Here is a 23,953-nt window from a genome sequence, read left to right on the forward strand (position 1 = left end):
GCGCTCCTTAGGCCTGATTTTGCTTTTGGTAGAACTCAAACAAGCTTGAAAAATCTTTTTGCCCGTTGCCCTGACCGTTGTGAAAATTAAACAGATTACGAGCCAAGCTGCCCATTGGCGTTGATGTTTGACTGGCAACCGCCGCTTCCATCGCAAGACCCAGATCTTTAGCCATTAACTGGCTCATAAAGCCGCCTTGATAACCATTGCTTGCAGGCGTATTTTCCATCACACCTGGACAAGGGTTATAAAGCTCTAGCGCCCAGTTACGTCCTGAACTTTGCAACATGATGTCGGAAAGCACTTTGGGATCGAGTCCGTTTTCCATCCCTAAATTAAGTGCTTCACAGGTGCCGCTCATCAAAATGCCCAACATCATGTTATTGCAGATCTTCGCCACCTGACCAGCTCCAGCATCGCCCGCATGGAAGATGTTTTTACCCATGTGGCTAAGCACCGCTTTGGCTTGAACAAAGTTCTCTTGCGAGCCGCCAACAATGAAAGTTAACGTACCTGCTGCTGCGCCCGCAACGCCACCAGATACTGGGGCATCAACAAAACTGATACCAAGTTGCGATGCTTTTTCGCCAACCAAACGAGCAGTCGTAGGATCGATGGTGGATGAATCAATCAGCAAGGTGCCTGATTCGACGCTATCTAAGATGCCATCTTGACCAAGATAAACGCTTTGAACGTGTTGGCTCGCTGGCAGCATAGTGACAACTACGTCCACACCTTGTACTGCCTGCTGAACGGAATCGGCACTTGAAGCGCCCAATGCGGTCAACTCCTCAACTGCGCTTGGGTTCAAATCAAATACTTCGACGTTCAAGCCCGCTTTGAGTAGATTCTTAGCCATAGGCGCACCCATGTTACCAAGGCCAATAAATGCAATTTTGTCCATATCGTATTTCTTCCTTGTACTAAAGTGCCGCTATAGCTACCGACGATGCGGTCAGTGGGTATTCTGCTGAGTCAATTGGCGAGAAGAAGCGCTCCAAAACTTGTGGCGTTACGTCAGAAACCGTGCGATGTTGCCAAGTCGGTTGATTGGTTTTATCAATAATCAGCGCACGAACCCCTTCTCTAAAATCACCTTCTAAGCCACAACGTAGTGTTAGGTTAAATTCCATATCAAAACACGCTTTCAAAGAGAGGTTTTGATACTGCGTTAACTGCTGATAAGTGATACTGAGCGACAACGGACTGCCATAGTTCAGTGACTTCTGCGCATTGACGAACCACTTGTTATCAACGTTAGCACGGCTGATTGCATCAACAATTGACGCTAAGTCACCCGAACATAACTGCTCAATCAATTCCGCATAGGGCATCAACATCCCTTCGGTTGGCTCATCAACTTGTACCGAACGCAGCACAGTGGCGATTTTTTCGTTGATGTTCGCTTCACCTTTCCAACTTACCGATGCAAGCAGATCCAACAGTGCTTGTTTGCTTTCTGGCTTTGCAATCCATTGGCTTAATCCCAACGCTTTCATGTCTGTCGCGTTAATTTGGCAAGCCGTCAAACTTAAGAAAAGTGCCAAATGTTTTGGTAACTGATTTAGGAAATAGGTAGCGCCTACGTCTGGGTAAAGGCCGATCTTGATCTCTGGCATCGCAAAGCGTGTGGTGGTTTCTGCTACGCGATGACTTGCGCCCATAAATAAGCCCACACCGCCGCCCATCAGATAACCATGCCCCCACGCGATGATCGGTTTTGGATAAGTGTGAATAAGATGATCACAGCGATATTCGAGGTCAAAGAAGGTTTCCATCGCTGAAAACGCAGAATCAAAGTCTTGCTCTTTGTTTTCAAGTGCACGGTAGATCGCTTGAATATCACCACCAGCACAAAACGCTTTTTCACCTTGAGCATGCAAGAATACCGCGACGACGCTGTCGTCCGTTTGCCATTCATTAAGCTGTTTGTACAACTTCTCAATCATCACGTAACTCAACGCGTTGAGAGCTGCTGGGTTATCAAGCTCTAGCACACCAATAACAGAGCCATCAGCGCACTCAAGTTTTGAAACATTTACTGTACCTGTCATTTGGCCTCCGCTAGCTGTTTGTCCATTGTGGCTTGCGCTTTTGCAAAAACGCATTCACACCCTCAGTCTGATCTTGTGTATTGAACAGCTGTAAAAACAGTTCACGCTCCAAAACCAATCCAGCTGCATGAGTTTGGCTGCGTCGACCTTGAATAAGCGTTTTGCATGCAGACACGGATTTCGGCGATTGACCTGCGACGCGCTGTGCAAGTTCCATAGCCGCTTCCAGTGCTTTGCCTTTTGCAACCATTTCTTCGACTAAACCAATTTTTTCCGCTCGCTCGGCCGTCACACGCTCACCACACAGGATCATGCGCTTCGCCCAACCTTCGCCTACCAACGCGGTCAGGTTTTGCGTCCCGCCCGCGCAAGGCAACAAGCCGACCGATGCTTCAGGAAGTGCCATTTGTACTTGTTCTTCTGCGATGCGAATGTCACACGCCATTGCCACTTCCAAACCGCCACCCATCGCGTAACCATTAATTGCCGCGATGGAAACACCATCGAACGCTGACAACGCTTCAAAGGCTTCACCAAATGCGAACGCCATATCTGCGGCTTGCGATTTATCGCCGGATGCAAAGTTGTTGAGATCCGCTCCAGCAGAAAAAAATTTCTCGCCTTCGCCTGTTAATACCAACGCATAAATGGAGCGATCATTACTGAGTTCAATCGCCAACTCTTTTAGCTGATTCAAAGATTCAAGCGTCCAGGTGTTTGCTGGCGGGTTACTAATCGTGAGCTTGGCAATGTGCGCTTCACGCTCTAGTTTGATTTGTGCCGTCATAATCTTTCAGTCCTTTTTAATTTCTTTAGGTAAGGCTGTGTCTCGCTGACTAAAGCAGCTCAACGCCTTCCGTTAGTAATCGTCTTGCGACGATCAGACGCATGATTTCGTTGGTACCTTCAAGGATTTGGTGAACACGAACGTCTCGGAAATGGCGCTCGACTGGATATTCTTTGATGTAGCCATAGCCACCGTGAATTTGCAGCGCCTGATCGCAGACTTTAAAGCCCACATCAGTAGCAAAGCGTTTTGCCATGGCACAGTACGCACTTTTTTCTGCGTGCTGGGCATCGAGTTTAGCGGCAGCGAGTCGCACCATTTGACGCGCAGCGACCAGCTCAGTCGCCATATCAGCAAGCTTGAACTGCAACGCTTGAAATTGCGCCAGTGAACGGCCGAACTGTTTGCGTTCGTTCATGTATTGCTTGGCTTCGTTCAGTGCTTGTTGCGCAGTACCGACGGAACAAATAGCGATATTGATTCGACCACCATCAAGGCCAAGCATGGCGAACTTAAAGCCCTCTCCCTCTTCACCCAACAGATAGTCAGCCGGAATGCGGACATTTTCGAAGGTAATCATGCGAGTTGGCTGGCAGTTCCAACCCATTTTGGCTTCTTTTTTACCGTAGCTAATGCCTTCGCAATCAGCAGGAACAACGAATGCAGAAACGCCACCCGCTCCTTCACCACACGAACGCGCCATCACGACCAATACATCTGTATCACCCGCGCCAGAGATAAACACTTTTGCGCCATTGAGGACAAACTCATCGCCATCACGCACTGCGCTAGTCGTTAGAGAAGCGGCGTCAGAGCCGGCATTAGGTTCGGTTAAACAGTAGGAAGCGAGCTTTTCACCCGAAATTAGATCCGCGCTAAATTGCTGCGCCACTTCGGCTTTGGCAAAGCTGGTGATCATCCACGTCGCCATGTTGTGAATGGTCATAAACGCAGTAGTCGCGGTACAACCCATAGCCAACTGCTCGAAAATGATCGCCGCATCCAAACGAGATAACCCCAAGCCACCGTGCTCTGGTGGCGTGTAGATACTCAAAAAGCCCAGCTCACCCGCCTGACGCAGTACATCTTTAGGGAAGTGATGGTTTTCATCCCACTCGGCCGCGTGCGGCGCTAACATTTGGTCTGCAAACTGCTTTGCTACTTCGGCAAACGCGAGTTGATCTTCGTTTAATTCAAAATCCATCTTGAAGTCCTAAGGTCTAATTCGTTGCATTTGTATCCGAGCCAAGCCCACTTAAACGGTGGCGCTTGGCTAGAGGTGTCGCTAATCCAGTAATTAGCTAAGTTGAATGGTCATGTTTGGACCGCTTGGAATGTCATCTTCAAACCAACGCGCGGTGACAGTTTTCGTCTCGGTGTAGAAGCGAACCGCTTGTTTACCGTAAGCATGCAGGTCGCCGTAGAAGCTGCCTTTCCACCCAGTAAACGAGAAGAACGGCAATGGCACCGGAATCGGTACGTTGATGCCTACGTTACCTACTTCGATATTGTGTTGATACTTTCTCGCGGCAGCGCCGTTCGCCGTGAAAATAGACGTACCATTACCAAAGCGGTTTGCATTGATCAGTTCAATCGCTTCATCTAGGTCATCCACTTCCATAGTTAACAGTACAGGCCCGAAAATTTCTTCCTGATAAATCGACATGTCTGTGGTCACGTTGGTAAACAGTGTTGGCCCCACCCAGTTACCGTTCGGGAAGCCAGGTACTTGGCAATCTGTCCCGTCCAGAACACAATTCGCGCCTGACGCTTTGCCTTCATTAATCAGATTCACCACTCGCTGCTTCGCTTGAGGGCTAATCAGTGGACCATAACCGGCGGTTTCATCATCCCACGCGCCAGGCTGAACCTGAGCTAACGCCTCTTTAAGCTCTGGAATCCATTCTTTGGTTTCGCCGACAAATACGGCAACCGAAATCGCCATACAGCGTTGGCCTGCAGCACCAACTGACGCGCCAACTAGGTTATTGATGACTTGCTGTTTGTTTGCATCCGGCATGATGACCATGTGGTTCTTAGCACCTGCAAATGACTGCACGCGTTTCAGGTTGTCTGTACCTGTTTTGTAGATGTACTCACCAACGGGCACAGAGCCAACAAAAGAGATCGCACGAACAACTGGATCAGTCAGAATGCGGTCGACTTGCTCTTTGGTCCCGTGAACAACTTGCAATACGCCTTTTGGTGCGCCAGCTTGTTCAAACAGCTCCGCCAGTTTCATTGCCGTTAGTGGCACTTGCTCTGACGGCTTCAGAATAAAGGTGTTGCCACAAGCGATCGCCATCGGGAACATCCACAATGGGATCATCGCAGGGAAGTTAAACGGTGTAATGCCAGCACAAACGCCGAGCGGTTGAATGTAAGAGTAACCATCAATATTGGTCGCGACGTTCTCAACCGTTTCGCCCATCATTGAGCTACAAATGTTTGCAGCTTGCTCTACCACTTCAATTCCGCGCCAAATGTCACCCTTTGCATCCGCGAGGGTTTTGCCTGTCTCACTTGAAAGCAGTATCGCCAACTCATCGTGTTGCTCTTTTAGCAGATGTTGGTAGCGCAACATCAATCTAGCACGCTCCGGCGCTGCAACTTCTTTCCAGCGTTTGAACGTTTCTGTTGCGCTGGTAATCGCCGCATTCATTTCCGATTCCGTGGCACAAGGTACTTGTGCAATCACTTCGTTGGTTGCCGGGTTGGTTACATCTAGCCATTGTTTTGAATCGGAGATGGCAAATTCACCACCGATATACTGCTTTACTTGTTCTGTCATGATGACATCCTTGTATTTTTCAGCTTGTTACTGACTACTGTTATGTAAGTGAAACTTTGTTGAGAGTGATTTAGCAGATTTCAATCGCGATAGCGGTAGCTTCGCCGCCGCCAATACAAAGCGATGCAACGCCACGCTTACCACCAGTTTGTTTTAGCGCATGAATCAAAGTGACAAGGATTCGATTGCCACTTGCGCCTATTGGATGCCCCAGCGCACAAGCCCCTCCGCGAGGGTTCACTTTGCTCTCGTCCAGTTCGAGAGCTTTCACCGCGTATTGAGTCACGACAGCAAAAGCTTCATTGATTTCCCAAAGGTCCACGTCTGATTTGTCCCAGCCCGTTTTTTCCAGCAGCGATTCAATCGCGAAGACTGGTGCGATGGTGAACTCATCAGGCTGTCTTGCATGCGTGCTGTACGCGACAATTTTGGCTAGAGGCTGAAGGTTTTCCTGACGACCAAACTCACTATCGACTAAGATCATTGCCGACGCACCATCCGAAATGGAACTAGAGTTTGCTGCGGTTACGCCGCCATCTTTGGCAAACGCAGGGCGTAAGGTAGGAATTTTAGTGACGTCGAGTTTGCTCGGTTGCTCATCATCTACAACCAAGGTTTCGCCGCGTCGACTTTTTACGTTAACAGGCACGATCTCTTCTTTGAACAAACCTTGTTCGATTGCTTGCTGCGCACGAGTCAACGACTGTTGCGCCCAGGCATCCATACTTTCACGGCTGAACTGATACTTTTGCGCCGTCTGTTCTGCAAAGACACCCATCAGCTCGCCTTGGTAGGCATCCTGCAACCCGTCATAAAACATGTGATCAAGCACTTGCTCGTGACCTAAACGGAAACCATCACGCGCTTTCTTTAATAGATAAGGAGAAGACGACATGTTTTCCATGCCACCAGCGATGACAGCATGCGCATTACCAGATTGAATAAGGTCATATGCCAGCATCACGGTTTTCATACCCGATCCACAAACTTTGTTCAGTGTCGTACAACCAATCGATTGTGGCATTTCAGCTTTAAGACTTGCTTGTCTTGCAGGCGCTTGCCCCACACCGGCGGGTAAAACGCATCCCATCAACACTTCGTCTATTTTGTGCACATCGAGTTGGCTTTCGGCTAGCGCCCCTTGAATGGCTTTCGCACCGAGTTCCGTGACATCTGTTGAAGCTAATGCACCTTGAAAAGAGCCGATAGGCGTTCGCTTAGCGGCAACAATCCATGTTTCATTTTTCATTCCATTAACCTTTTGTTGACGTTTACGTCATAACTATACTAACATTTACGTTAACGTCAAGTTTGAGGTTATTGTTTGTTCGAGTGATTCTTTGATTTCGAGTAAATGCGAGTGATATCAAGGCTCAAGAGTGGATGTTGTTTGTTTACTTTAACGTTAACGAATTGTATATTCATGTAAATGTTATACGAAAGTCGTAAGGTTAAGGAATGAACACATTTAAGATCAGCGAGCTCGCGAAAGAGTTCGACATTACTACTCGAAGCATTCGCTTCTACGAAGATTTAGGTCTCCTAACTCCAGAACGTAAAGGCAACACTCGAATCTACAATGGTCGCGATCGAATTCGACTAAAACTGATTTTGCGAGGTAAGCGATTGGGCTTTTCTCTTGCAGATATCAAAGAGTTATTTGAACTCTACGATACCGATCAAAGTACTGAGCAGTTGAACTATATGATTCGGTTGATCGAAGAGAAGAAGGCAGCATTGCAACAGCAAGCAAACGACATTCAAGCGGTAATGATGGAGTTAAATGCTGCGCAGTTGCGATGCCAAAACACACTGAGATCCATGAAAGGCGAAAAAGTCACCTAACACCTCAACTCTGGGATGTAGGTGACGTAAAGGCAAGGACACGCAATGAAATCTACCTACTCTTCCCTGAACTTTGTTTATGACGAAAATACCGATTTGCTTCGCGAGCAAATCAATAGTTTTGCTGCAAGAGAAATTGCGCCGCTAGCGCAATCTATCGACCAAACTAACGACTTTCCAAACCATCTTTGGTCCAAATTAGGTGACATGGGTCTTTTAGGTGTGACCACCAGCGAAGAGTTTGGTGGTGCAGGCATGGGCTATCTCGCCCACGTTATCGCTATGGAAGAAATCAGCCGAGCATCCGCTTCGGTTGCGTTAAGTTACGGCGCTCACTCCAACCTTTGCGTCAACCAAATCCACCGTAACGGCACACAAGCGCAAAAAGAGAAATACCTACCTAAGCTCATCTCCGGTGAACATATCGGCGCCCTTGCTATGAGTGAACCCGGCGCCGGCTCTGATGTGGTCTCTATGCAGCTTAAAGCCGAACGTAAAGGCGATATTTTCCTGCTAAACGGCAACAAAATGTGGATCACCAACGGCCCTGATGCACACACCTATGTTGTCTACGCAAAAACCGACCCAAGCCAGCACTCCAAAGGCATCACGGCATTTATTGTGGAACGCGGATTCCCTGGATTTACTCAAGCACAAAAACTCGACAAGTTGGGTATGCGCGGCTCGAATACGTGTGAGCTGGTCTTCCAAAACTGCGAAGTCCCTGCGGAAAATATTCTCGGCGAAGAAAACCAAGGCGTGAAAGTATTGATGAGCGGCCTCGACTACGAACGTGTGGTGCTTGCAGGCGGCCCACTTGGCATCATGCAGGCGTGTATGGATATCGTTGTGCCTTACATTCACGACCGTAAACAGTTCGGTAAATCCATCGGTGAATTCCAGCTAGTTCAAGCAAAAGTCGCGGATATGTACACACAAATGAATGCCGCTAAAGCGTATGTTTACGCCGTCGCTGCCGCTTGTGATCGCGGTGAAACCACCCGTAAAGATTCTGCTGGCGCGATCCTCTACAGCGCAGAGCTGGCAACCAAGATGGCACTGGATGCGATTCAACTACTTGGCGGTAACGGCTACATCAACGAGTTTGATACGGGCCGTTTGTTGCGAGATGCCAAGCTGTATGAAATCGGTGCGGGCACTTCAGAAATTCGCCGCATGCTTATTGGTCGCGAATTGTTTAACGAAAGCGCCTAATCATCATACCTAGGCGTTCTAACTCGAAACAACTTCCTTATTCAATCTAAATCTTATTCAACCTAAATAAAAACGGGTGGTGACACCCGTCTACCGAATGGAGATCGGCTATTTATGGCTTGTTTGACGACCAATATTAATACCCATTCAGAGCAGTATCAGGAAAACTACCGCTCTATGGCGTCACTTGTAGATCAACTTTATACCGTGACTGCGCAAATCGAAGATGGCGGCGGTGAGAAAGCCCGCGAGCATCAGCAGAAGAAAGGCAAACTTCCGGTACGTGAGCGCATTCTTGCCCTACTCGACCCTGGTTCGTCCTTTCTAGAAATTGGTCAATTTGCTGGCTGGGATGTGTATCCAGATTACGTTCCATGTGCTGGAGTGGTTGCAGGTGTGGGTGTGATTGACAGCACTGAGTGCATGATCGTCGCGAACGACGTGACGGTAAAAGGCGGCAGTTACTACCCACTTACCGTGAAAAAGCACTTAAGAGCACAAGAAATTGCAGAAAAATGCCAACTGCCGTGTGTTTACTTAGTAGACTCTGGCGGCGCTAACCTACCCCGCCAAGATGAGGTATTCCCAGATAAAGACCATTTTGGCCGTATTTTCTACAACCAAGCCCGTATGTCGGCCAAAGGCATTCCACAAATTGCGGTGGTCATGGGGCTATGTACCGCTGGCGGCGCTTATGTTCCTGCGATGTGTGATGTTTCCATCATAGTCAAAGAACAAGGCACGATTTTCTTGGCAGGTCCACCTCTTGTAAAAGCAGCGACAGGTGAAGAAGTCAGCGCGGAAGATCTTGGTGGCGCAGACGTTCACTGTCGTACCTCTGGCGTGGCGGACTATTACGCAGAAAACGACCACCATGCATTAGAGCTAGCAAGACAGGCCGTTTCTCAAATTAACCACTTGAAACCCGCTCAACTCAAGCAAAAAGCACCACAGGAACCACATTTTCCTGCCCAAGAGCTGTACGGTATCGTCGGAACCGATCTCAAAAAGCCGTTTGATGTTAAAGAGGTCATTGCCCGAATTGTTGATGATTCCCAGTTCGATGAATTTAAAGCCTTGTTCGGCGAAACCTTGGTCTGTGGCTTTGCCCATATTCACGGTATGCCGATTGGCATTGTCGCTAACAACGGCATTCTATTTTCGGAATCAGCACAAAAAGGCGCGCATTTTATTGAGCTGTGCGCACAACGCAAAATTCCTCTGCTCTTCTTGCAGAACATCACGGGCTTTATGGTCGGTCAGAAGTACGAAGCCGAAGGCATCGCCAAACATGGTGCGAAAATGGTAACTGCTGTTGCATGTGCAGACGTGCCGAAGTTTACCGTGGTTATTGGTGGATCGTATGGCGCAGGAAACTACGGCATGTGTGGCCGCGCTTATGATCCAACCATGATGTGGATGTGGCCAAACGCACGTATTTCCGTAATGGGTGGAGAGCAAGCGGCTGGCGTGATGGCGCAAGTGACCCGCGATATCAAAACTCGCAAAGGTGAAAGCTGGAGCGCGGAGGAAGAAGAAGCGTTCAAACGTCCAATTGCGGAGCAATATCAGACTCAAAGCCATGCATACTACGCCAGTGCACGCCTGTGGGACGACGGCATTATTGACCCTGCGAAAACCCGTGATGTTGTCGGCATTGCTCTGTCTGCTGCGCTTAATGCGCCGATACCAGACAGCAAATTTGGCATCTTCCGTATGTAGTCGGATGCAAGGCAAACCTTAACTCCTCGCGAATACCGATGTTTAACAAGTAATGGTTAGCGAGCATTGAAATACAGACTGAAATGTCAGACAAAGGAAGTCACATGACCGGACTACTGCTTGAAAAAGACAGCAATGGCGTTGCCTGGTTGAGCCTGAATCGGCCAGAAAAACACAACGCGTTTAATGACGCATTGATTGCCTCACTAATTGAGACACTAGAACAGCTCGAAAAGGACGATTCTCTCCGTGCACTGGTGTTAACTGCACAGGGAAAACACTTTTCTGCGGGAGCAGATCTGGGCTGGATGCAGTCAATGGCCACCAAAACCGAGAGTGAAAACCTGCAAGATGCACAGCAACTAGCAAAACTTTTGCATACGCTGGATACCTTTAGCAAACCAACCATTGCTATAGTGCATGGCGCTGCATTTGGCGGCGCACTTGGGCTTATCTGCTGCTGCGATATCGCTATTGGTACACCTGAAAGCCGCTTCTGTTTGAGTGAAGTGAAGCTCGGTTTGTTACCCGCCACCATCGGACCTTACGTAATCCGAGCGATTGGACAACGACAAAGCCGACGCTACTTTTTAACCGCGGAACTGATTGATGCCGAAACCGCGCTATCGATGAGTATTCTTCATCAGATAGACGCTCAGCCACGTGAAGCCGTCAATCGCACCATTGATCACCTGCTCAACAACGGTCCACAAGCCATGCAGGCTGCAAAAGCACTTTGTTTACGCTGTGATAACCAACCTATCGATAATTCATTAATTGAATACACCTGCCAAGCTATTGCAACCGCCCGCGTGTCCGCAGAAGGACAAGAAGGACTGAGTGCATTTTTTGAAAAGCGCGCCGCCAATTGGAGGAATCATGTTTAAAAGAATACTGATCGCAAACCGCGGTGAAATTGCCTGCCGAATCATTAAAACCGCAAAAAGCATGGCTATCGAGACGGTTGCCGTCTATTCCGAAGCGGATCGCAGCAGCTTACATGTTAAACAAGCGGATTTCGCTGAATTCATTGGCCCCGCTCCGGCGAGTGAATCGTATCTCGATATCGATGCGATTATCGGCGCTGCGAAAAAATGGCAAGCCGATGCTATCCACCCTGGGTATGGTTTTCTTTCCGAGAACCCGAAACTAGCCAAAGCGTGCAGCGAAAATGGCATCGCCTTTATTGGCCCTTCCACCAGCGCAATTGAAGCAATGGGTTCGAAGTCGCAAGCCAAAGCCATCATGTCTGAGGCGAACGTGCCCTTGGTTCCCGGCTATCACGGCACAGACAACAGCGTAGAGCACTTATTAGCGGAAGCTGAAAAAATCGGTTACCCAGTGATGCTTAAAGCAACCCAAGGGGGTGGCGGTAAAGGCATGCGAGTAGTCAATAGCGCAGCCGAAATGCCGCTGGCCATCGACGGTGCGCAGCGTGAAGCACTTTCAAGCTTTGGCGACAAGCAGCTTCTAATCGAAAAATGCATATTGCAGCCTCGCCACGTTGAAGTTCAGGTATTTGCTGACCAACATGGCAACTGTGTCTATCTTTCTGATCGCGATTGCTCCATTCAACGCCGTCACCAAAAAGTTGTGGAAGAAGCACCAGCTCCCGGTCTTAGTGATGAACTGCGTAAACAAATGGGTGAAGCTGCGGTTCAGGCCGCTCAAGCGATCGACTATGTTGGCGCGGGCACGGTGGAGTTCTTACTCGATAGCCGAGGTCAATTCTACTTCATGGAGATGAATACCCGTCTGCAAGTTGAACACCCTGTCACTGAATTGATCACCGGCGTTGATTTGGTGGAGTGGCAATTCAAAGTCGCAGCTGGCGAGCATTTACCTATTTCGCAATCGGAAATCACCCACAACGGTCATTCAATTGAGCTGCGAATTTACGCAGAAGATACAGACAATGACTTTATGCCGTCGACTGGCCGCATTGATTACTTAAAAGAACCCGTATCAGACAGTAATGTGCGCCTAGCGTACGTGCGCGTTGATAGTGGCGTTACTCAAGGCGATAGCATCAGCGAATATTACGATCCTATGATCAGCAAACTGATCGTCTGGGGGCAAACTCGTGATATCGCTCTAAAGCAGCTTAAGCAGGCGTTAACCCAATACCACGTGCGTGGAGTGACGACAAACATTGGTTATCTGCACAGCATTATTTCGCAGCCAGCCTTTGCCAATATCGAACTTGATACCGACTTTCTGGTTAAACATCAGCAAGGCATTAGCGCTCAGCAAAACGTGTCGGATTCTATTTGGCTAACGTTGGCGGCGGTTGCTCGCTGGAATGATCTCATTTCAAAATCAGACAGCTCAACGTTACCCGCGCCAACCAAACGAGGTTTTAGACTGTCAGTTGACAACGTTTACCGATTTAACTTCACGGATGCCAATGCCAACCATCAGGCACGCTTGCAACAATCATCGCAAGATACAGGATCTCACTTCACTGTCCGATGTGGTGAGGAGCTGCATCAGGTCATCCTGCTTGAAAGTGACAACCAGTTTATCGTCGATATTGATAATGTGCGTTACACCTTTAATGCACTTAGCGATGAACAAAGAACAACACTATTTTATCTTGGTCAGCAGCGCACGTTCGCTCATCAACCTAACTTTGACTCTGCAAAAGATGTAGACGACGAACTAAGTCCAACCGCACCACTCAACGGCATAATTTCAGCAGTTATGGTGGCTAAAGGTGACGAAGTGGCGGCGGGCGATCCGCTTTTGGTACTCGAAGCAATGAAAATGGAATACACCATCACGGCTCCGGTAGCAGCAACAGTCGACGAATTGTTTTATCAGCACGGGGACCAAGTACAGCACGGTTCCATCCTGCTGGATTTGTCTTTGATATCGGATAACGTCAGTGAAGATAAGGAACGCGAATATGCTACCAGCGAAGGTTAATATCGTCGAAGTCGGCGCTCGTGATGGTCTGCAAAATGAAACGTCAGTGACGCTGGTTGATAAAATCCGTTTGATTAACCAACTAAGCAGCAGTGGCTTAAAGCATATTGAGGCGGGATCTTTCGTCTCTCCAAGGTGGGTGCCTCAAATGGCCGATTCCGATCAGGTGTTTGCTGGTATCTCAAAAAAGCCTGACGTGGTTTATAGCGCTCTCACACCAAATCTCGCAGGGTTAGAACGTGCGCTGGAAAGCGGTGTAAAGCGAATTGCGGTGTTTGGCTCCGCTTCAGAAACGTTCAGCCAGAAGAACATCAACTGCAGCATTACCGAAAGTCTCGCTCGATTTGAGCCCGTTATCGAATTGGCGAACCAGCACAACATTCCTGTGCGCGGGTACTTGTCTTGTACCATGGTGTGTCCATATGAGGGGGACATCATGCCAGAGCAAACTGCCAAGGTCGCAAATACGCTGTTTGATATGGGATGTTATGAGATTTCTCTCGGTGATACTGTCGGAAAAGCAACTCCAAATCGCGTTATCGCCATGCTGGATTCGTTGTTAACGCTACTGCCAAAAGACGCGCTCGCGGTACATTTTCATGACACTTATGGACAAGCGTTGACCAATATTTACCAAGCCTTGCTGATGGGGATCAATACCATTGATAGTGCTGTTGCTGGTTTGGGGGGCTGCCCTTACGCGAAAGGAGCCAGTGGGAATGTTGCAACGGAAGATGTGCTTTATCTGTGTGAACAGCTTGGTATTGAAACAGGCGTTGACCTCAACATCATCAACCAGGCGGGTTGGCAAATTTGCCGTGCGTTAGGAAAACCTCCAGCTTCTAGGGTCGCATTGGCTCTAGGCGATCCGTATAGCTTGTAAATCATCAACCATCATAATCAAATAATGTATTTAAACGGGCATGCAGACGTACGTGCCCGTTTTTTATTGTTACTCATAAAAACCTTAACGCTCAACGGTCTTCATCACATTAATTAGTGCCTGATTTCAGCTACAATTTAGTTTCAAAGCGAACATATAAAACAGGATCAGGTAAATGCTCATAACATTTCGTTGTCGAAGCCACTCAAACGTCACAATGTTTGGTGATATTGCATTAGATATGCTCAAAATGATGGGTCACAGCGGCACGGTGCCGGGATCAATTTCCGCTCAAGATGTTCCTGACGCGCTATCAAGATTAACTTCTGCTCTATCTGCGAAAAATGCAACTGAAGAAAACCTCCATACTGATGTAGACGAAGAGGAAGAACAAGCAGAGCCCGCGGTAAGCCTAGGACGCAGAGCGTTTCCACTTATTGAGTTGCTAAAATCAGCAATCAAAGAAGAATGCGAAGTCATGTGGGACAACCAATAACGTCTTCAAACTGGTTTCTAGCGAGGTGAATCCGTGTTGTGACCGCCTCGCTATGGTTACTCGACACCAAGATAAGAACACCAATACCGCTTATCGCCCTATCCGTTTCTCTCCCTAGACAACTTGATTTGCCCATCAATGTGCACATCTCGTTGTGGAAACGCGATTTCAATGCCATGCTTTTCGAAAGCTTCGTAGATTTCAAAACGTATGGCACTTGCGACCGAGCGAATACCGCCCTCAACCGTTGAGTTAATCCAAAAATAAGATTCGAAGATCAAAGCATTGTCACCAAAGTCTTGAAAAAACACATCTGGCGCTGGCGAACTCAGAACTTGCGCTTGCTGCGAAGTCACTTCCGCCATTAAGGCAGCAACCTGTTTGACATCGCTCCCATACGCGACACCGACGACGACAGAGCCACGAACTAATCTGTCGCATAACGTCCAGTTGATCACCACGTTCTCAATCAACTGACTGTTGGGTATGAGCATATGAACACCATCGGTTCGTCTGATTCTCGTTGAGCGTGTATTTATTTGCTCGACAGTGCCTTTGGCGCCCTCAACCTCTAAAAAGTCCCCAATTCGGATTGGCTTTTCACCAATCAAAATCCAGCCACTTATGAAGTTGTTAATGATGTTTTGCGCACCAAAACCGAAGCCGATAGCGATGGCACCAGACAGAAAGGCAAACGCGGTGATTGGCACATTGATCATCGAAAGTGTGGTCATAAAAATAATGGCGAGAGCGATGACAAATAATATCCGTTTAACCAAATGAATCACGTTTGGGTCTTTCCCCGATGAAGACATTCTTGACGTAACGGTTTTGATTAAAATTTTGGACAACCATAAAGCGACAATCACCCATGTCGGCACCATCAATATCGCCCACAACGTGATAGGTTGTTCGTTAAAGGTAAACAGTGTTGTTTCTAAAAATGAAATGACCCGTTCGAACATAAAGTGCTCACTCTTGATTCATCGTTGCCAGCAAGCCAGAGCGCATAAGTCATAAATTTTTGGATCAATCGATAGCGCAGCGGCTCAATTAAGTTCTTCTTATTAACTATATTGTAATCTACGTAAAACGCTTCGAGTGGTTTCCCACTTTGGCTTCAACCGATTAAGCCATTTAGGGAATACGTCTTTGTGAACTAAACGAGCCAATCAACCAACTGGATACGCAAGGCAAATCAGTGATAACTTTCTGATTTTTAAGCATCAAATTTTCACTTCGAATCACTCTCACCTATTATGCACCTTATTGCAAATAACATTGATGGAATGATTGTTATGTCAGAACTGACTCGGATGCGCTCTGGAGAAACCTATAATTGTCTGGATGAAGAACTAAAGCTAATGCGCGCCAAAACTGCGCAGCTTGTCTTCCAATTTAACCACGAGCCAAACCCAGATATCCGTAGACAACTATTGGCGGAAATGGGCGTCCAATTAAAAAACAGCGCCTGTATAGAGCCACCGCTACAACTTACCTACGGTTGTCACTTGTCCATCGGAGAAAACACCTACATCAACTGGGATGCCATTATTCTGGACAATGGGCAGGTTGAGGTTGGCGCGAACGTCATGATTGGGCCTAGAGTGCAAATTTACACAGCCGCTCATTCACTCGATACACAAAGACGCTTAGCCGGAGATGAGATCGCCAAACCGGTAAAAATCGGCAATAACGTTTGGATTGGTGGGGGCGCTATCATACTGCCAGGCGTGACCATTGGCGATGAGGCCGTCGTCGGCGCTGGCTCTGTTGTAACCAAAGACGTTGCGCCGGGCGATCGAGTTGTTGGAAATCCGGCGCGCTCCATTAAACCAAAAAACTGAAAAAAGTCGCTATTTCGCCAAATGATCGCGAATAATATTAGCAAGCAGATTGAGAGCATGAACATATTTGTCATTGAGCTCAAAAGAAGCGTTAAGACGAATACAGTGATCGTATTGTTCTGTCAGGCTGAACATCTTTCCCGGTGCGATGCTGATATTATCTTTTAGCGCTTCTCGATATATCTGCAAGGCGTCAATATGCTCGGGAAGCTCTAACCAAATAAAGTACCCTCCGCTTTGGCTTAACACGTTGACTGCTTCAGGTAACAGCTCACTAAGCAGAACCGTCATCTTACTTTTACGTTCAAACAGCTTTTTCCGTAACTGCTTCAAATGAGATTCATAATTGCGGCTTGTTAAATAGTGTACCAATGTCATTTGCACTGGTGCACTCGTCGCTAATGTACTCATTAGCTGTAACTTTTGTACCTCTAGCGCCCGCTTTCCCGCCGCAACCCAACCAATACGTAGCCCTGCTATTAATGATTTTGAAAACGAGGAGCACAACATGGTATTGCCCGTGTCATCAAACATTCTTAGTGGGTAAACCGAGTCATTCCCTGGATGCAGTTCGCTGTACACATCATCTTCAATCACTGGCACGTTATATCGCTGTGTCAGCTCAATCAGCTTTTGTTTTTTCTCGTTGGTGAGCGTAAAACCCAGAGGATTTTGGAAGTTCGACATCAGCCAACATGCTTTCACATCATGCGTTTGCAGCGCTCGCTCCAATGAGTCTAGGTCAATGCCCGTGACTGGGTCTGTTCTTACTGAGAGCGCTTTCAAACCTAACCGCTCTAAGGATTGCAAAGCGCCATAGAATGCAGGCGACTCCACAACCACCCAATCTCCCGGTCTTGTGCAGGCTTGCAAACTGAGCGTTAACGCCTCCAGCGCGCCTGCCGTAATGACAATTTCATCGGGTGAAATTTCAATGCCTTTCGCAGCATAACGCTTCGCGATGATGGTGCGTAATTGTTCATTTCCCGGCGGTAAGTTATCAAAGGTGGTGGAAATCGGCATATTGCGAGCGGCTGCGCTCATCGCCCGATTCACGTGATATCGTGGGTACAAACTTGGGTCTGGATAGGCAAAGCCAAAATTGATCATGGATGGATTTTTACTCGCCTGCAGAACATCAAAGATAAACTCATTGATGTCTACCTGCTCTGTCCACGAAACCGCGGCTGGCGCTTGGGGTTCATTTGAACTCTTAATATTGGGCGCGACTCGATAACCAGAGCGCGGCTGTGACGTCACCCAGCCTTGAGATTCCAGAATTTGATACGCGTGTAACACCGTCATCAAGCTCAAACCCGAGTGTTCAGATTGGCGACGCAGCGAAGGCAGCTTGTCACCCGGATGCCATATCCCCGATTTTATCTGCCTTTTAAGCTGTTCCACTAACTCTTGATACTTCGCCAAACGCAAATCCCCTTCCATAAAGCCGAATTCAAAATAATAACACTTCAATATTTAATCTGTTATAGGTTTATAGTCACTGTCTGTACCTACTTCCCTCATTCCGCTCCTTTTAAAATAGCTCTCTCATAAAACTTAAAAGATCAAAGGAAGTTTAATGTTTGGCCTCGACGCATTTATGCTTGCACGGATACAGTTCGCCTTTACGGTATCCTTTCATATTATTTTCCCCGCTATCACCATAGGTTTGGCCACCTATCTCGCCGTGCTGGAAGGCTTATGGCTAAAAACACGTAATCCCGATTACCAAAAGCTCTATCACTTCTGGTCGAAAATTTTTGCGGTTAACTTTGGAATGGGTGTTGTATCTGGTCTTGTCATGGCCTATCAATTCGGCACCAACTGGAGTGGTTTCTCCGACTTCGCTGGTTCTATCACAGGCCCATTACTGACTTATGAAGTGTTAACGGCTTTCTTTCTCGAAGCCGGATTTCTTGGCGTAATGCTGTTTGGGTGGCGTCGCGTCGGCGAAAAGCTGCACTTTTTTGCAACCTCGATGGTGGCGTTAGGAACGATCATTTCGACGTTCTGGATTCTCGCCTCCAACAGTTGGATGCAAACGCCACAAGGCTATGAAATTGTCGACGGACGTGTGGTGCCAACCGACTGGTTTGCTATCGTTTTCAATCCTTCATTTCCTTATCGTTTGGCGCACATGAGCGTCGCGGCTTTCGTCAGTTCAGCACTCTTTGTAGGCGCGTCAGCCGCTTGGCATTTATTGAGAGGCAATCAATCGACTGCGGTAAAAACCATGTTTTCGATGTCGCTCGGGATCTTAGTGTTCCTTGCGCCACTCCAAGCCGTGATTGGCGATGTGCACGGGCTAAACACTCTGGAACACCAGCCCGCCAAAATCGCTGCCATCGAAGGACATTGGGATAACAGCGATGGCAAACCAACCCCATTGATATTGTTCGGCATGCCAAACATGGAACAAGAACGCACAGACTATGCCTTAGAAATTCCTGTTTTAGGAAGTTTGATCCTACGCCACAGTTTAACTGAGCCAATCCCGGCGCTGAAAGACTTCCCGAAAGAGGAACGACCGAACTCACCTATCGTCTTTTGGTCATTTCGAATCATGGTCGGGCTAGGACTTCTGATGATTTTTCAAAGCTTCTACAGCATATGGTTACGAAAAAAGAACACGCTTTATACTTCGCGTTGGTTCCTCAAGTTTTCATTGTTTATGGGGCCATCTGGTCTTATCGCAATACTCGCTGGCTGGTTTACGACAGAGGTTGGTCGGCAACCTTGGGTCGTGTATGGCGTACAAAAAACGCGTGATGCGGTTTCTGCACACGGAGACCTACAAATGAGCATCAGCCTGCTGTGTTTCCTTGTTGTATACAGCTTGGTATTTGGTTTTGGTTATTACTACATGATCCACCAAATCAAGAAAGGCCCCGATGCAATCGAACACGATGAGCACGACATGACGACCGTTTCAGGTCGCATTTAGAATTTGTCACAAAGTGAAGGTAGAAAATATGCATTTTGATTTATCCGTGATTTGGTTCGCGATCATCGTTTTTGCCACTTTGATGTACATCATCATGGATGGCTTCGATTTGGGTATTGGAATACTGATGCCCTTCATCAAGGATGAAAAACAAAAAGACGTCATGGTCAACAGTGTCGCGCCAGTTTGGGATGGCAACGAAACTTGGATTGTGCTTGGAGGCGCATCTCTATTTGGCGCTTTTCCGATGGCTTACGCGGTGATTATTGAAGCGCTAACCATCCCTTTAACGTTGATGTTGATTGCTTTGATCTTTCGTGGCGTAGCGTTTGAGTTTCGCTTTAAAGCATTGGAAAACCACTTAAAGTTCTGGGATCGCTCTTTTATGGTCGGCTCGATTTTAACCACGTTTTTCCAAGGCATCGTTGTTGGCGCGGTAATTCAAGGCTTTGCGGTGGAAAACCGCGTCTTCGTAGGTAGCCAACTCGACTGGCTCAGCCCTTTTCCCATCTTTTGTGGTTTGGGTTTAGTCGCAACGTACGCGCTGCTTGGTAGCACATGGCTCATCATGAAGACGGAAGGTGAACTGCAAAACACGATGCACCGCTTCACTAACAAAACACTACTGGCGATGATCTCCGCATTAGTCATTGTGAGCGCTTGGACTCCACTTGCTTACCCTGCCATTGCGGAAAGATGGTTTTCTCTGCCTAATTTGTTCTACTTACTGCCCGTACCTGCCATTACTGGGCTGGTATGTTTGAAGATTGCCGACTCCGTTAAAAAGCGTAAAGAGCGCAGCCCTTTCGTGATGGCGTTAGTGATCGTGATTCTCGGGTTCGCTGGGCTTGGCATCAGTATCTGGCCAAATATCATTCCTCCTAGCATATCAATATGGGAAGCAGCGGCTCCTGCAAGCAGTCAGCGCTTTATGCTCGTTGGAGCAGTGATCATCATCCCGATCATTCTGACTTACACCTTTTGGAGTTACTACGTCTTCTCCGGAAAAGTAAAAGAAGGCGAAGCGTACCATTAACGAGTTGATAAGGAGTGAGTATGAAAATCAAAAATTGGTGCCGCCAATGGGCTTGGATGGTTGGAATATGGGTAGTTAGCGTCGCTGCATTAGGGTTAGTGTCTATGTTATTTCGCGTCATGATGACCGCTGCAGGGTTAAAATCTTAGCTCGGCACGTTTAAGTCAATAAAAAATGGATGCCTCTAGATCTTGTGTAAGAGCTAGAGGCGTTGAACCTAATACTCAATCTTAATGAAAAAGCCAAGCGTTAAGAATCTACTCAAAACATTCTTTCATAAGTCTACATTGCCTGAAGTCGTTCATGCATGCTTACGAGATCAAAAGGTTCAAGCTTTTTCGCAATGCTCAGTAATGCTTCCTTTTTATCTTGCGGTAAACTTTGAAACTTCGACTCTAAACGTAAATCCACTTTGCTAAAAAGTAGCTTTCTAATTTGACTAGCTTTTGCCTTTGATAATTGCAATCCATCATTATCGGAGGTTTCAATTATCATGATAATTCTTGCTAAATCACTGAATTCATCATCAGAGCATAAATAAAGTGATTGTTTGTATAAATAGCCAACCGAAATTTCAAAATCAATATTAAGCGCTTGAATCTGACCGACAATGTTTTCACTCATATCATTTTGAGAAGCAGAGTTGATACAATCATCAAATCGCCTTTCAAATGTAACAAATCGATTATTGAGCTCGTCCAACATAGTCGTATCTTTTGCGAATGATTCTATAGGTAAAACCAATAAGAACATTGGCAGTAGGTATTTTTTCAGCGACCGACTATTCACAATCAAGTCCTTCTTCTAAAAAACTTTCATGCGGTGTTGGTGCAATTGTTTCTTTCAAATTCAAGTCCATTAAACTCGCCAAATGGCTTTCATTAAACTCTGATAGCTTTTGCAGCTTTAGACTGGCTTCATTAAACTCTTGGTAGAACTTATCAGGTTGAGGTATCACGACTGTTTTTATGTTTGCTCGTGTTGCCGCAAGCATACCCGAATAAGAGTCTTCAAAGGCAATACAGTTACTTGAATCTACACCTAGTTTATTGATTGTTAAAAGGTAGACATGTGGCTCTGGCTTACCCTGCTCTACATCGTCTGACGATGATATCGCGTCAAAGTAACTGGCAATACCGAGTTTGTTCAAAATGATGGGAATGAGTTGATAAGGTGAATTAGTAGACAACCCTATCTTAAACCCTTTTTCCTTAAGCAATTTGAGTGTTTCTGTAACACCCTCTAATTCGCATCCTTTTTCAATTATTAATGCCTCCACTTTATCCACAACAGCATTCTCTACTTCCTCTAGGCTCTTTTCTTGCCAAGGATTACGTTCATACCAAAACCTTGTTACTTCACCTGTCGTCATCGTCGCAGTCTGCTTTGACAGCACTTCGGTCACTTGGACACCAACTGATGAAAACACCTGCTTTTCCGCTTCCTTCCACAAAGGTTCTGAATCAATCAGCAACCCGTCCATATCAAAGACCGCAGCGTATATCATTGGCACATCCTCAGTAAGTTCTATTCGTTGAGTAAGATTTGTCTATTCAACCAAAGCATAGCTTTGCATATAACGAGTGAGAGTATCACATTTGCCTGTGGCTATCAGAGCCAGTTCGATGACTCATCTTTAAGCCTCAACATGACCGATGTGCATGGCTACTTTTAGCGCTTGTTTATTGAGATTAGATGCCTCCCAAGCAACAACAACACGACTAGTGAGAGGGATATCATCAATCTCGGCGACTGTCGCGGAATCATCGAGATGTTCAGCCAGTGAGCGCGGAACGAGAGCGATACCTAACCCAGCCTGCGCCATGGCAATCGTCGTACGAAGTTGCGGTGCTGCGAACTGTGGTTCGAGCCTTACTCCTGCGTCGGCAAAAAGTGTGCTCATGCCATCAAACAATGCGGGTCCAGTCTCTCGTGGAAACAGTAAAATTTTATGGCCTCTCAACTGTTTCATCTGGATACAGGGATATTTTGCCAGTTCGTGCCCCGCCGGAATCACCGCGACAAACGGGTCGTTAAACAACACCTTGTGCTCAAAAGGCTCACTGGCGTAACAGGGTAGCCGCATGATTGCGAGATCAAGTTGTTTGCTTTTTAACTGAGTGGCAAGCTCTGGCATTGATAGTTCCGCCGTCTGTAAATGAACCCCATTCTCTTGAATACACCCAATCCTCTCCAATACCTTAATGCAGGTTGATGTTGACGTCGCGAACCCAATTTTAACCTGCGTATTTTCACCACGGGCAATCTGTCGGGCTTTTGCTTTAGCGCGTTCCACATCAGCAAGAATATTTACCGCATCCGTATAAAAGACTTGCCCTGCATGGGTCAGTTCTACTCCTCTAGACAAGCGCTTAAATAAGTCCACGCCAAGCTCGTGCTCTAGCTTTTTGATTTGTTGACTCAAAGGAGGTTGCGCAATCCCTAACTGTTCAGCTGCTCGGGTAAAGTGACGAGTCTCGGCGACCGCGACAAAATACTTCAGGTAGCGAAATTCCATATATTTTCCATATCAAAATAAATCTTTTTTATATTGGATTTAGCACCGTGTAGAAGTCAATCTAAATATACTCTTCATTGCATAACTGGTCTTACTCATGCGTGGATTTTATAACCCTCTATGTGCTTGTTCGCTTGAAGTAGCGAAAGAATTTTCTGAATACCATCATGTTACCGGAGATGGTGAGATTTATCAGACTTCGTTAATGAGTGCTTTGATCGCTGGTGTTTACGAAGGCTCAACAACCATAGAAGAACTGCTGAAACATGGGGATTTTGGTTTAGGTACGTTCAATGAATTGGATGGTGAGTTGATTGCTTTTGATAAGGAAGTTTTTCAACTCAAGTCGGATGGCTCCGCAAACCCGGCAGACCTGGCGCAAAAAACGCCCTTTGCTGTCATGACTTTTTTTAAGCCTGATATCGAACTGCCACTGACATCGCGCATGTCACGTCATGAAGTCCATAGCCTCATAGACGACATGGTTCCAAGCGATAACCTATTTTGCGCAGTGCGCATTGATGGCGTTTTCGATTCCGTTCGTACTCGTACCGTACCTAAACAAACACGCCCTTATCGACCAATGCTTGAAGTGGTCAAAGAACAACCAACATTCCGCTTCACGCATAAGCAAGGCGTGGTCGCCGGCTTTCGCAGTCCTAAATATACGACTGGCATCAATGTGCCCGGCTATCACGAACACTTTATTACCGATGACCGCCAAGGAGGTGGTCATATTCAGGATTACAGCATTTCGTCAGGATTTCTCCAGATTGGCAAAGTCTCACGGCTAGTGATTGATACCCCAGTATCGACAGACTTTCTCAGCGCCAATTTGGCTCCGGAAGATATAAATACCGCCATAGAAAAGGCGGAAAAGTAACAAA

23 protein-coding genes are annotated in these 23,953 nt (G+C 47.0%); 12 read left to right on the top strand and 11 right to left on the bottom strand.

Annotated elements, in window-relative coordinates; all coding sequences use genetic code 11:
* Positions 1–7 precede the first annotated feature (7 nt).
* From mmsB to L3V37_RS20635, 6 genes are all read right to left on the bottom strand, one after another.
* Positions 8–904: a 3-hydroxyisobutyrate dehydrogenase gene (gene mmsB / locus L3V37_RS20610; RefSeq protein ID WP_237306933.1), complete on the bottom strand. Its 897-nt coding sequence runs from the start codon at positions 902–904 to the stop codon at positions 8–10.
* Positions 905–923: 19 nt separating this feature from the next.
* Positions 924–2,054: an enoyl-CoA hydratase/isomerase family protein gene (locus L3V37_RS20615; protein ID WP_237306936.1), complete on the bottom strand. Its 1,131-nt coding sequence runs from the start codon at positions 2,052–2,054 to the stop codon at positions 924–926.
* A 10-nt stretch (positions 2,055–2,064) separates the two neighbouring features.
* Positions 2,065–2,841 (bottom strand): enoyl-CoA hydratase, encoded by a 777-nt coding sequence (locus L3V37_RS20620; protein WP_140253821.1) that lies wholly within the window; start codon positions 2,839–2,841, stop codon positions 2,065–2,067.
* A gap of 49 nt (positions 2,842–2,890) precedes the next feature.
* The gene (locus L3V37_RS20625) at positions 2,891–4,045 is read right to left on the bottom strand and encodes an acyl-CoA dehydrogenase family protein (RefSeq protein ID WP_237306937.1); all 1,155 of its coding nucleotides are present in this window, start codon (positions 4,043–4,045) and stop codon (positions 2,891–2,893) included.
* 93 nt (positions 4,046–4,138) lie between these two features.
* Complete coding sequence (locus L3V37_RS20630) at positions 4,139–5,632, bottom strand: CoA-acylating methylmalonate-semialdehyde dehydrogenase (RefSeq protein WP_005373229.1); 1,494 nt, start codon at positions 5,630–5,632, stop codon at positions 4,139–4,141.
* Between the two features lie 70 nt (positions 5,633–5,702).
* Complete coding sequence (locus L3V37_RS20635; RefSeq protein ID WP_025767891.1) at positions 5,703–6,881, bottom strand: thiolase family protein; 1,179 nt, start codon at positions 6,879–6,881, stop codon at positions 5,703–5,705.
* A 209-nt stretch (positions 6,882–7,090) separates the two neighbouring features.
* Here L3V37_RS20635 and L3V37_RS20640 point away from each other — a divergent pair, with 209 nt between their 5' ends.
* From L3V37_RS20640 to L3V37_RS20670, 7 genes are all read left to right on the top strand, one after another.
* Positions 7,091–7,477, top strand: coding sequence for a MerR family DNA-binding transcriptional regulator (locus tag L3V37_RS20640; RefSeq protein ID WP_005373242.1), 387 nt, complete (start codon positions 7,091–7,093; stop codon positions 7,475–7,477).
* Positions 7,478–7,522: 45 nt separating this feature from the next.
* Positions 7,523–8,692: an isovaleryl-CoA dehydrogenase gene (locus tag L3V37_RS20645; protein ID WP_237306940.1), complete on the top strand. Its 1,170-nt coding sequence runs from the start codon at positions 7,523–7,525 to the stop codon at positions 8,690–8,692.
* A gap of 114 nt (positions 8,693–8,806) precedes the next feature.
* The gene (locus L3V37_RS20650) at positions 8,807–10,414 is read left to right on the top strand and encodes a carboxyl transferase domain-containing protein (protein ID WP_237306943.1); all 1,608 of its coding nucleotides are present in this window, start codon (positions 8,807–8,809) and stop codon (positions 10,412–10,414) included.
* A 104-nt stretch (positions 10,415–10,518) separates the two neighbouring features.
* On the top strand, positions 10,519–11,301 hold the full coding sequence (locus L3V37_RS20655) for an enoyl-CoA hydratase-related protein (protein ID WP_237306945.1): 783 nt from the start codon (positions 10,519–10,521) through the stop codon (positions 11,299–11,301).
* Positions 11,294–13,342, top strand: a complete 2,049-nt coding sequence (locus L3V37_RS20660; protein ID WP_237306948.1) for an acetyl/propionyl/methylcrotonyl-CoA carboxylase subunit alpha — start codon at positions 11,294–11,296, stop codon at positions 13,340–13,342. Before L3V37_RS20655 ends, L3V37_RS20660 begins: the two co-directional genes overlap by 8 nt.
* Complete coding sequence (locus tag L3V37_RS20665) at positions 13,323–14,225, top strand: hydroxymethylglutaryl-CoA lyase (protein ID WP_237306950.1); 903 nt, start codon at positions 13,323–13,325, stop codon at positions 14,223–14,225. Before L3V37_RS20660 ends, L3V37_RS20665 begins: the two co-directional genes overlap by 20 nt.
* 175 nt (positions 14,226–14,400) lie before the next feature.
* The gene (locus tag L3V37_RS20670; protein ID WP_130546308.1) at positions 14,401–14,721 is read left to right on the top strand and encodes a DUF1840 domain-containing protein; all 321 of its coding nucleotides are present in this window, start codon (positions 14,401–14,403) and stop codon (positions 14,719–14,721) included.
* Between the two features lie 98 nt (positions 14,722–14,819).
* Here L3V37_RS20670 and L3V37_RS20675 read toward each other — a convergent pair whose 3' ends face one another.
* Positions 14,820–15,686, bottom strand: a complete 867-nt coding sequence (locus L3V37_RS20675; protein ID WP_104976175.1) for a mechanosensitive ion channel family protein — start codon at positions 15,684–15,686, stop codon at positions 14,820–14,822.
* Between the two features lie 333 nt (positions 15,687–16,019).
* Between L3V37_RS20675 and L3V37_RS20680 the strand changes: the two genes are divergently transcribed.
* On the top strand, positions 16,020–16,568 hold the full coding sequence (locus L3V37_RS20680) for a sugar O-acetyltransferase (RefSeq protein WP_005373259.1): 549 nt from the start codon (positions 16,020–16,022) through the stop codon (positions 16,566–16,568).
* A 9-nt stretch (positions 16,569–16,577) separates the two neighbouring features.
* Here the strand turns inward: L3V37_RS20680 and L3V37_RS20685 are convergent, their stop codons facing one another.
* Positions 16,578–18,011 carry a PLP-dependent aminotransferase family protein gene (locus L3V37_RS20685; protein WP_275949460.1) on the bottom strand — a complete coding sequence of 478 codons (1,434 nt, stop codon included), beginning with the start codon at positions 18,009–18,011 and terminating at the stop codon, positions 16,578–16,580.
* 136 nt (positions 18,012–18,147) lie between these two features.
* On the opposite strand from L3V37_RS20685, the gene L3V37_RS20690 reads away from it, so the two are divergent.
* The 3 genes from L3V37_RS20690 to L3V37_RS20700 are packed head-to-tail and all read left to right on the top strand — an operon-like array spanning position 18,148 to position 20,697.
* Positions 18,148–19,512 (top strand): cytochrome ubiquinol oxidase subunit I, encoded by a 1,365-nt coding sequence (locus tag L3V37_RS20690; RefSeq protein WP_005373264.1) that lies wholly within the window; start codon positions 18,148–18,150, stop codon positions 19,510–19,512.
* 28 nt (positions 19,513–19,540) lie between these two features.
* Entirely contained in the window at positions 19,541–20,548 is a 1,008-nt protein-coding gene (cydB, locus tag L3V37_RS20695; protein ID WP_237306970.1) for a cytochrome d ubiquinol oxidase subunit II, read from the top strand.
* Positions 20,549–20,568: 20 nt separating this feature from the next.
* Positions 20,569–20,697, top strand: a complete 129-nt coding sequence (locus L3V37_RS20700) for a DUF2474 domain-containing protein (protein ID WP_005373267.1) — start codon at positions 20,569–20,571, stop codon at positions 20,695–20,697.
* A gap of 133 nt (positions 20,698–20,830) precedes the next feature.
* On the opposite strand, the gene L3V37_RS20705 is transcribed toward L3V37_RS20700, so the two are convergent.
* From L3V37_RS20705 to L3V37_RS20715, 3 genes are all read right to left on the bottom strand, one after another.
* Complete coding sequence (locus tag L3V37_RS20705) at positions 20,831–21,337, bottom strand: hypothetical protein (RefSeq protein ID WP_020480907.1); 507 nt, start codon at positions 21,335–21,337, stop codon at positions 20,831–20,833.
* Positions 21,330–22,055 (bottom strand): hexitol phosphatase HxpB, encoded by a 726-nt coding sequence (gene hxpB, locus L3V37_RS20710; RefSeq protein ID WP_237306974.1) that lies wholly within the window; start codon positions 22,053–22,055, stop codon positions 21,330–21,332. Before hxpB ends, L3V37_RS20705 begins: the two co-directional genes overlap by 8 nt.
* 129 nt (positions 22,056–22,184) lie before the next feature.
* Positions 22,185–23,066, bottom strand: coding sequence for a LysR family transcriptional regulator (locus L3V37_RS20715; protein ID WP_237306976.1), 882 nt, complete (start codon positions 23,064–23,066; stop codon positions 22,185–22,187).
* A gap of 97 nt (positions 23,067–23,163) precedes the next feature.
* On the opposite strand from L3V37_RS20715, the gene budA reads away from it, so the two are divergent.
* Entirely contained in the window at positions 23,164–23,949 is a 786-nt protein-coding gene (gene budA / locus L3V37_RS20720) for an acetolactate decarboxylase (protein ID WP_005392587.1), read from the top strand.
* Positions 23,950–23,953 lie beyond the last annotated feature (4 nt).

It is taken from the genome of Vibrio sp. D54 (genome assembly GCF_021728075.1).
Lineage (GTDB): Bacteria > Pseudomonadota > Gammaproteobacteria > Enterobacterales > Vibrionaceae > Vibrio > Vibrio alginolyticus.